This is a genomic window from Mesorhizobium sp. M8A.F.Ca.ET.021.01.1.1, assembly GCF_003998025.1.
Taxonomy (GTDB): Bacteria; Pseudomonadota; Alphaproteobacteria; order Rhizobiales; family Rhizobiaceae; genus Mesorhizobium.
In genome coordinates, this window is the sequence record NZ_RZSJ01000311.1 from 1 (window position 1) to 6,958 (window position 6,958).

Here is a 6,958-nt window from a genome sequence, read left to right on the forward strand (position 1 = left end):
GTTGTGATCGTCCTGATGCTGATGGCGCCGAAGAGCTTCGGCTTCGAGAGTTCCCACCCGATCGTCAACGGCGATCTGCCCACCCAATGATCGAAATGGGTCCAAAAAAAGCAGGCGAGTTCGCCTGCTTTTTGTTTGGGCATTGCCTTGGCCTATCGGACCAGAAGGCCGGCGTGATCGCACAGCGCGGTAAAGGCCTCCTGTGCCTGTGCCGCGCCTTCATTGTTGGTTAGCGCCGCCTCGATCTTCTCGCGCGCGGCCTGGTAGAAAGGGCCGCGCTTGGCATGCGGCCAGTCGATGAGGATTTCACTGGCGTCCTGGAGCGTGGCCACCTCACGGATCGTGTCCGATCCATGCGGCTTGACCCGCAGCGGTGTCGACAGCATCAAATCGGCCATTGGTTTTCCCGCTATCTATTGGAGGATGCGCGCTTCACGCGCGGCGTCGATCATCGCCCGCATCGCCTTTTCCGGCGGCGTCCAGCCATCCAGGGCATCGCGGCAGCTGCGCAGTGCCGCCCGGTACCGCCGGCCCCGGCCGGCCGGCCAGTCACCAAGGCATTCCAGACCTTCCCAAGCGCTGCGCACCACGCGCTCCCGTTCGGGCGCGAATTTCAGGCGGATCGGGCGGGGAAACATCTTGTCGTTCAACGGTCGTCTCCATGAATCGCATGGCGGTCAAAACCGGGGGCAAGCCGACATGCACAGAGGAAGCGCCGGATAACGTGGCCGACAGGGCAGGGTTCCAGGTCCGGACGATCAATTTTCAAGCTTGCGCTCAATCGCTCGCGACGGCGTCCGACAAGGCTCTCGGCGCTGGCAGATCCGCGCCCTCTGCCAGCGGCCGGTCATGCTCGAACTGCTCGGCGTCGGGCAAGGCATGCAGCCAGGTTTCGCGCCGGCCGGTCCACAATTCATATTGCGGTTCAAGGTCCGTCGGCGCGACGTCGAGACTGCCGAGCATCACCTCGGCCTCGTTGTCGTCGACCCAGGCGACGCGGCTGCCGCAGGTCGGGCAAAAGCTGCGTGTGCCGTAGCTGGCCACTTCGCCCGATGTCTCGAACGCATCGCGCGACCAGATGGCAAAGGCGGAATAGACCGAACCGCTCGCCTTGCGGCAGTCCTTGCAGTGGCAAAGGCCGACCCGCGACGGCTTGCCGGTGACGACGAAATGCACGCCGCCGCACAGGCAGCTACCGGTCCTGCGTGTTGTCTCGGACATGGTTGCGGCCCTCCGTTTTCGCCACCCTGGCTGTCAGCCATACGGCTGTGCAGCCGATGCTTCGTCAGTTTGGCATGCCACGGGCCGGGCGGGACAGATGCTCGTCTGCCATTTCGTTGGCCAGGATGAGAAACCGGGAAAAAGACATCCTGTTCACCGTACCGCCGGGCCCGGTTGACGCGGCCCGCAGCAATCTTCAACGCCATCCAGGCGAAATGGTTGCCGCCTTGCGGGCCGCGTTCTTCTATCCGCGCGCGGCCATGTGGTTGTCGAGCTTCTTGCGCGAGGGGCCATAGCGCTTGATGATGGTCTGCGCCTCGCTCTGCGGAATGCCGTATTTGCGCGCGAAGGCGGCGACCTCATAGGTCTCCTCGCTCGAGACCAGCTTGCGGTCCTGCTTGGTCTTCGATTTGTCGTCGGGCATGGCTGGCCTCACTTTCTGTAAGCCGCATGGTTGCGCGGACGTCTAGATGTCGCGGTCAGACATAACACGGATCGGTCATGCTGGTTCCATGGCGGATGTCGGCGACGGCCGGGCGCTTGCGGCCGGCCCCGGTTCAGGCCGATGGAAAGGCCGGGTCGGCGCCGTGGCCGTCAGTCGCGCCGCATTCGGCGCAGGGCGCGCTGGCGCCGGGGCAGCCGCGGTAATGCGTGCCGGCGGGACAGCAAAGGCCGTTTGAACTCGTCCAGCGCGGGCACTGGAAAACCTGTCCGGTGCCGCCGCAGCCATCGCACTCCAGAACCGGTGACCGTACCAGATAGGACTTCGTCCCCAATCTGACGCTTGCGCCCAAAACTCGACCCACCCCAAAATCACTGCACAGGACACGCCGTGCATTAGCCCCAGCTAACAATATCACGTTGCCGGTTACGGACAAGTTTCAGGATCGTTAATTGTTCATGAATGCCCGGCGCATGTTGTGGGGGCTGACGATCGGCGCCCTGCGCGTGCTCCGAAATCGGAGAGAAAAAAATCGCCGACTCATGAAAAATCGCTGGCCCATGTCGGATCCGCGCGTGGCGGCGCGTCCTTGGGGCTGATGAAGCTGGAGAACAACCATGTCGTCGCAAATCGCACAATCGCCGTGGCAGACCGCGGCCCTCCTCGTTGCCCGGCTGATCTTCGCCGCCGTCTTCCTGATGGCCGTGACCTTCAAGTTCATGGGCATGGAGGCCACGGCGGGCTATATCGCGGCCGCCGGTTTCCCGTTCCCGCTCTTCCTCGCCTGGTGCGCGGCGATCCTGGAGGTTGCGCTGGTGCTGTGTTTGCTGAGCGGCGCCTTCTTCACGCAGGCCGCCCTGGTCGCCGCCGCCTATGTGCTGTTCCTGGCCTTTGCCTTCCACGGACCCAGCCACTGGTCAGGCAACCAGGCCGAATTCGGCTTCTTCGTCGACCATTTTTCATTCCTGGCCGGGCTGCTGTTCGCGGCGGTCCATGGACCGGGAAGGATTCTGGCGCTGAACCTGGGATGGCCGGGCAGGGCTTAAGTAGCCCGCCCGGGGCAGGGCTTAGCAGCCCGCCCCGGGGCAGGGCATAAGCAGCCCGCCCGGCAAGGCGCGAAGAGGACCTTACATCTGGTCGTTGTAGGGCTCCTTCATCTGGCCAACCATGCGGGCCAGCTTCGAGAAGGACGGCATGTCCGCCTCCGGCTGGCACTGGTTGGCGAGTTCCAGCAGCCGGATCGGGAAGTTGACGGCGTCGCGGCTCGACGCCGACATGCCTCCTGATCGCTCCTCGCCGGTTTCGGAGGCCTCGGCCTTGCGAAGGGCAATGTCGATCTCCTCCGCTGTCAGCACGCCCTTCTTGACCAGGACGTGGTTGATCGAGGCGACGGCCATCAGCAGGCCTTCGAGTTGCAGGTTGGCGACGTTCATGGACTGCTCCCTCCATTGATCGCAGTGGAAACGCGTCAGCGGCGTTTCCGATCCCAGGACGCTGGCCGGCCCGACGCGTCTATTCCTGCGTCAGGCGCTCGCCATATTCGCGCCACACCGCCTTGACCTCGAGGCTGCCGAGGCGCGGGATCGAGGGGTCGCCGCAGTCTATGGCGACGGTGCTGATGTCGTAGTTGGGGTAAGCGTGGGCGACGAAGCGGATCGCTTCGCCAAGCGAGTGCACCCGGATGATCGGATCCGCCTGGCCCTGGCCAGTGCTGCGCACACCGGAAACCGTGGCCGGAGCGTGCCGCATCCTGAAGACGGATGCCATGGCTGGTCTGTCCATCGTCCTCTCCTAAAAGGCCGTGCGACGGGAATCATTCCATGAGCTGCCGCTGATGATTTCACAGGAGCCGGCTGTTGAAAAGCCTGATGAATGTCAGGGCCGCGGTCATGCCCCTTCCAGCAAAATATGAATTTTTTCCTAGAAGCTCGTTGACCGGGTGAGGGCAGCCATGCTACATATTTGTCCATGGTGCTGATTTGCGCCAACGACCCGCCGCCGAGGCGGGTTTTGTTTTTTGGCGCCATGCCAGGAACGCCGCTGCGATTGCAAATCTGAATGCTGGCGGGACAGCGCCCCCCTCTGTCCTGCCGGACATCTCCCCCACATGGAGGGAGATCGGCAGCTTTGGCGCTCCGCCACTCCATCAGACGTTGGAAATTGGCGAAAGCCGGCGAGTGCTTAATCTCCCCCCTCGTGGGGGAGATGTCCGGCAGGACAGAGGGGGGCGCCGTAGAGCGCTACCTCCGCGAGATGCGAGAAATCCCATGCCCCGCTATGCCACCATCATCACCGGCGATGACGGCCTTGAGGTCGTCAGCGCCATCGGCGAATTCGACGGCGCGGCGCCGCAGGCGCGGCTCGGCCGTGTCGAGGCGGTCGCGCCCGGCGTGCTGATCGGGATGGTGCGGGACGCCAGCGGTGGGTTTTGTTTTCCGCAAGCCGGCATCGACAGCCGCGCTGTCGGCCTCGCCATGGCGAAGCTCAAGGCGCGGGCCGGGGCGGCAAAACCCGCCACAAGGCCGAAGCGTGCCAAGCGGGCCGGGAAGAAGACCGTTCGCTCGAAGAAGGCGGTCCGGCGAAGCAGATCGGAGGCGCCCAAGGCGGCGACCGGCGATGCCTTGGGGTAGGCCGATGGCTGACGAAACCGACGTCGCGCCGAAGCGCCGCAAGGCAAGGCCGGCGAGGCGCAAAGCCGCCGCCACCCCGGCAGCCGCGAAGGCGCCCCGCTCGAAGCGGACGAAGAAGACGCTGGGCGACGATTTTCTCGCCGCCGTGCGGGCCGATTTCCGGGCGCATGGCGCCGGCGTCCTGGCCGAGGTGCGGGCCGACAAGCCCGACCAGTATCTGAAGATCGTGCTTTCGGTTCTGCCTAGGGATTTCAATGTCGCCATCAACCATCTGGACGCACTGAGCGATGAAGAGATCCGCAGCCGAATCCGCAACCTCGAAACCGTCCTCAGGCCGTTCCTCGACGACCCCGCCGATCGCCGCGAAGACGGAATATCTGGGGCTGCTGGCGGAACTTGACCGCCGGCGCCGCGCCAACCAGTTGGCGGCGTACAAACCGTATCAGCGCCAGGCCGAATTTCACGCGGCCGGCGCGGTCAATCGCGAGCGGCTGTTCATGGCCGGCAACCAGCTCGGCAAGACCAGAGCAGGCGGCGCCGAATGGGCCATGCACCTCACCGGCCGCTATCCCCAGTGGTGGCAAGGCAAGGTTTTCGACACGCCGGTGCGGCTGTGGGCCGCCGGCGTCACCGGCGAGGGCACGCGCGACAACCCGCAGCGCGTGCTGGTCGGCCCGCCGCAGCAGCAGGCGGCATGGGGCACCGGCATGATCCCGGCCGATGCGATCGCCGACACCATCATGGGGCGCAGCGCGCCCGGTGCGCTCGACAGCGTCGTGGTGCGCCATGGCGGCGGCGGCGACGTACAGGCCGGCGAGAGCGTACTGGCGTTCAAGAGCTTCGAAAAGGGCCGCGAGAAATGGCAAGGCGAGACGCTGCACGGCGTCTGGTTCGACGAGGAGCCGCCGCTCGACATCTATTCCGAGGGCCTGACCCGCACCAACGCCACCGGCGGCATCACCATCGTCACCTTCACGCCGCTGCTGGGGATGAGCGATGTCGTGTTGTTGTTCCTGTCGGCGGGGGAGGTGGAGGGGATGGGGAAACCCAACGGAAGATGAATCAGGGGTATTTGCTTCCCGCAAGCTGCCTGGCGCGGCCTTCGGCAGTCGGCGATTTGCGCGTGAGTGGCATACACCTAACCAACGTTTGTCGGGTGCCGCGATCATAGTATTGCACACAGGACTTATTTGGTGTGTCCGGGATGCAAGCATTAACGATGCTCTTTATCCACTTTCCTCCGCCGCTGAAAGCGATATATGAGGGGTAGTTTTTGCAAGTAGTTTCCTTGCTGGAATAGGGAACATTCGCTTGGCTGGTGCATGCCGATGCACTGGTGGCAATGGCGACAACGATTGCAATCCGGATCATGCCTTACCCCAAGTCTTGTGTCAGCTTCGCATTGACGAGCCGTTGTATCAATGGCTGAAGCTCTATTGGAGCATGCTTGCATGTCCCGCCACGTTACCTTCATGACCATCGACGATGCCGCGCATTATTCGCCCGGGGAACGCGCGGCGATCGTCGCCGCCTATCCCGAGCATGAGCGCGAGGCCCGTGCCCGGGGCATTCCGGTGCTGGGTTCCGGCCGCATCTTTCCGGTGGCCGAGGCGCTGATCGCCTGCGAGCCGTTTCGCCTGCCGCGCTATTGGCCGCGCCTAGGCGCGCTCGATTTCGGCTGGGATCATCCTTCGGCCGCCGTCGAGCTTGCCTGGGATACGGAGGCCGACGTCGTCTATGTCACCAAGGCGGCGCGCGCCTCGCAACAGACGCCGGCGATGCAGGTGCTGACGCTCAAACCCTGGGGCGAATGGCTGCCCTGGGCATGGCCGCGCGACGGCCGCCGCGAAACACTGGAAGGGGCGGGCACAGCACTCGCCAGGCAATATGCCGCGCATGGGCTGAACATGCTGCCCGGCCATGCCCGTTTTCCAGATGGCTCGGTCTCGGTCGAGGCCGGCCTGATGGAGATGCTCGACCGCATGCAGAGCGGCCGCTTCAAGGTGTTCTCGACGCTTTTGCCCTGGTTCGAGGAGTTTCGCTTGTTCCAGCGGCAGGGCTTTCGGATGTACAGCATCGTTCGGGATGCGTTCGGGCCATCGACCGGTTATCCCGAAGGCCTGCTCGTGAACGGCATTCCGTTGTGCGACCAGGTGGTCTTTGAACGGGATCTCGGCGCCGATTGACGATGGCGGATTGCCCGCATGTGTTGCAATGCCATTGGACTAGCGACAGCCATCGCACACAACCAATAGCCCGCTCCGGTTCGCCGGGGCGGGCTATTGGTGTTTCTGGGCCTAACGCGCATCTTCGGATTTTTCATGCATGGCGTGCTCCAAAGCCGGGTTACTTCGGTAGACCTGCCTTAGGCCAGGATGTTGACGGCGCGGGCCGCGACCAGCGCGATCGTCAGCAGCGAGATCATCGCCTCCGCCATCATCAAAAGCTTGGCGCGCCGGGAAAGCGGCAATGTGTCGGTTGGTGAAAACGCCGTCGCATTGGTGAAGGCGAGGAAGAAATAGTCGACGAAGCCGGGCAGCCAGTCGCGGATCTCGCGGTCATTCAGGGTCATTTGCGGAAACAGGAAATCGGCATGGGCGCGTTTGACCAGGCCGCAGGTCGGCGGCCCGCCCCGATCGGTGCTCCAGAACCACAAGGCAAAGAC

General features: G+C 64.1%; 10 protein-coding genes and 2 pseudogenes. 5 read left to right on the forward strand and 7 right to left on the reverse strand.

Annotated features, from left to right (window positions below; translation table 11 throughout):
- Nucleotides 1-152 precede the first annotated feature (152 nt).
- The 4 genes from EOA36_RS21950 to EOA36_RS21965 form a co-directional block, all read right to left on the reverse strand.
- A complete protein-coding gene (locus EOA36_RS21950; protein WP_127279400.1) occupies nucleotides 153-398 on the reverse strand; it encodes a DUF982 domain-containing protein in 246 nt (81 codons plus the stop codon).
- Nucleotides 399-413: 15 nt separating this feature from the next.
- Nucleotides 414-650, reverse strand: a complete 237-nt coding sequence (locus EOA36_RS21955; protein WP_127279401.1) for a DUF982 domain-containing protein — start codon at nucleotides 648-650, stop codon at nucleotides 414-416.
- Nucleotides 651-777: 127 nt separating this feature from the next.
- A complete protein-coding gene (locus EOA36_RS21960) occupies nucleotides 778-1,221 on the reverse strand; it encodes a GFA family protein (protein ID WP_127279402.1) in 444 nt (147 codons plus the stop codon).
- A 244-nt stretch (nucleotides 1,222-1,465) separates the two neighbouring features.
- Nucleotides 1,466-1,645, reverse strand: coding sequence for a DUF3606 domain-containing protein (locus tag EOA36_RS21965; protein ID WP_015317039.1), 180 nt, complete (start codon nucleotides 1,643-1,645; stop codon nucleotides 1,466-1,468).
- Between the two features lie 635 nt (nucleotides 1,646-2,280).
- Here EOA36_RS21965 and EOA36_RS21970 point away from each other — a divergent pair.
- Nucleotides 2,281-2,709, forward strand: a complete 429-nt coding sequence (locus EOA36_RS21970; protein ID WP_127279403.1) for a DoxX family protein — start codon at nucleotides 2,281-2,283, stop codon at nucleotides 2,707-2,709.
- Nucleotides 2,710-2,790: 81 nt separating this feature from the next.
- On the opposite strand, the gene EOA36_RS21975 is transcribed toward EOA36_RS21970, so the two are convergent.
- Together EOA36_RS21975 and EOA36_RS21980 are read right to left on the reverse strand one after the other, a co-directional pair.
- Complete coding sequence (locus EOA36_RS21975; RefSeq protein WP_127279404.1) at nucleotides 2,791-3,096, reverse strand: hypothetical protein; 306 nt, start codon at nucleotides 3,094-3,096, stop codon at nucleotides 2,791-2,793.
- A 79-nt stretch (nucleotides 3,097-3,175) separates the two neighbouring features.
- Nucleotides 3,176-3,445 carry a hypothetical protein gene (locus EOA36_RS21980; protein WP_127279405.1) on the reverse strand — a complete coding sequence of 90 codons (270 nt, stop codon included), beginning with the start codon at nucleotides 3,443-3,445 and terminating at the stop codon, nucleotides 3,176-3,178.
- 485 nt (nucleotides 3,446-3,930) lie between these two features.
- Between EOA36_RS21980 and EOA36_RS21990 the strand changes: the two genes are divergently transcribed.
- The 4 genes and pseudogenes from EOA36_RS21990 to EOA36_RS22005 all read left to right on the forward strand — a co-directional run bounded on the left by EOA36_RS21990 (nucleotide 3,931) and on the right by EOA36_RS22005 (nucleotide 6,479).
- Nucleotides 3,931-4,293: a hypothetical protein gene (locus EOA36_RS21990; protein WP_127279406.1), complete on the forward strand. Its 363-nt coding sequence runs from the start codon at nucleotides 3,931-3,933 to the stop codon at nucleotides 4,291-4,293.
- A 4-nt stretch (nucleotides 4,294-4,297) separates the two neighbouring features.
- Nucleotides 4,298-4,693 carry a hypothetical protein gene (locus EOA36_RS21995; RefSeq protein ID WP_127279407.1) on the forward strand — a complete coding sequence of 132 codons (396 nt, stop codon included), beginning with the start codon at nucleotides 4,298-4,300 and terminating at the stop codon, nucleotides 4,691-4,693.
- Nucleotides 4,650-5,309: pseudogene (locus EOA36_RS22000) on the forward strand (terminase family protein); the annotation flags it as partial. The gene EOA36_RS21995 and the pseudogene EOA36_RS22000, both read left to right, overlap by 44 nt.
- Before the next feature lie 435 nt (nucleotides 5,310-5,744).
- Nucleotides 5,745-6,479: a terminase family protein gene (locus EOA36_RS22005; RefSeq protein WP_245464434.1), complete on the forward strand. Its 735-nt coding sequence runs from the start codon at nucleotides 5,745-5,747 to the stop codon at nucleotides 6,477-6,479.
- A 179-nt stretch (nucleotides 6,480-6,658) separates the two neighbouring features.
- On the opposite strand, the pseudogene EOA36_RS22010 reads toward EOA36_RS22005, so the two are convergent.
- Nucleotides 6,659-6,958: pseudogene (locus tag EOA36_RS22010) on the reverse strand (hypothetical protein); the annotation flags it as partial.

Bases quoted from the DNA above. Each gene is read 5' to 3' on its own strand.
- EOA36_RS21990 (WP_127279406.1), top strand. From the start codon at position 3,931: ATGCCCCGCTATGCCACCATCATCACCGGCGATGACGGCCTTGAGGTC.
- EOA36_RS22005 (WP_245464434.1), top strand. From the start codon at position 5,745: ATGTCCCGCCACGTTACCTTCATGACCATCGACGATGCCGCGCATTAT.
- EOA36_RS21975 (WP_127279404.1), bottom strand. From the start codon at position 3,096: ATGAACGTCGCCAACCTGCAACTCGAAGGCCTGCTGATGGCCGTCGCC.
- EOA36_RS21950 (WP_127279400.1), bottom strand. From the start codon at position 398: ATGGCCGATTTGATGCTGTCGACACCGCTGCGGGTCAAGCCGCATGGA.
- EOA36_RS21970 (WP_127279403.1), top strand. From the start codon at position 2,281: ATGTCGTCGCAAATCGCACAATCGCCGTGGCAGACCGCGGCCCTCCTC.
- EOA36_RS21995 (WP_127279407.1), top strand. From the start codon at position 4,298: ATGGCTGACGAAACCGACGTCGCGCCGAAGCGCCGCAAGGCAAGGCCG.
- EOA36_RS21965 (WP_015317039.1), bottom strand. From the start codon at position 1,645: ATGCCCGACGACAAATCGAAGACCAAGCAGGACCGCAAGCTGGTCTCG.
- EOA36_RS21960 (WP_127279402.1), bottom strand. From the start codon at position 1,221: ATGTCCGAGACAACACGCAGGACCGGTAGCTGCCTGTGCGGCGGCGTG.
- EOA36_RS21980 (WP_127279405.1), bottom strand. From the start codon at position 3,445: ATGGACAGACCAGCCATGGCATCCGTCTTCAGGATGCGGCACGCTCCG.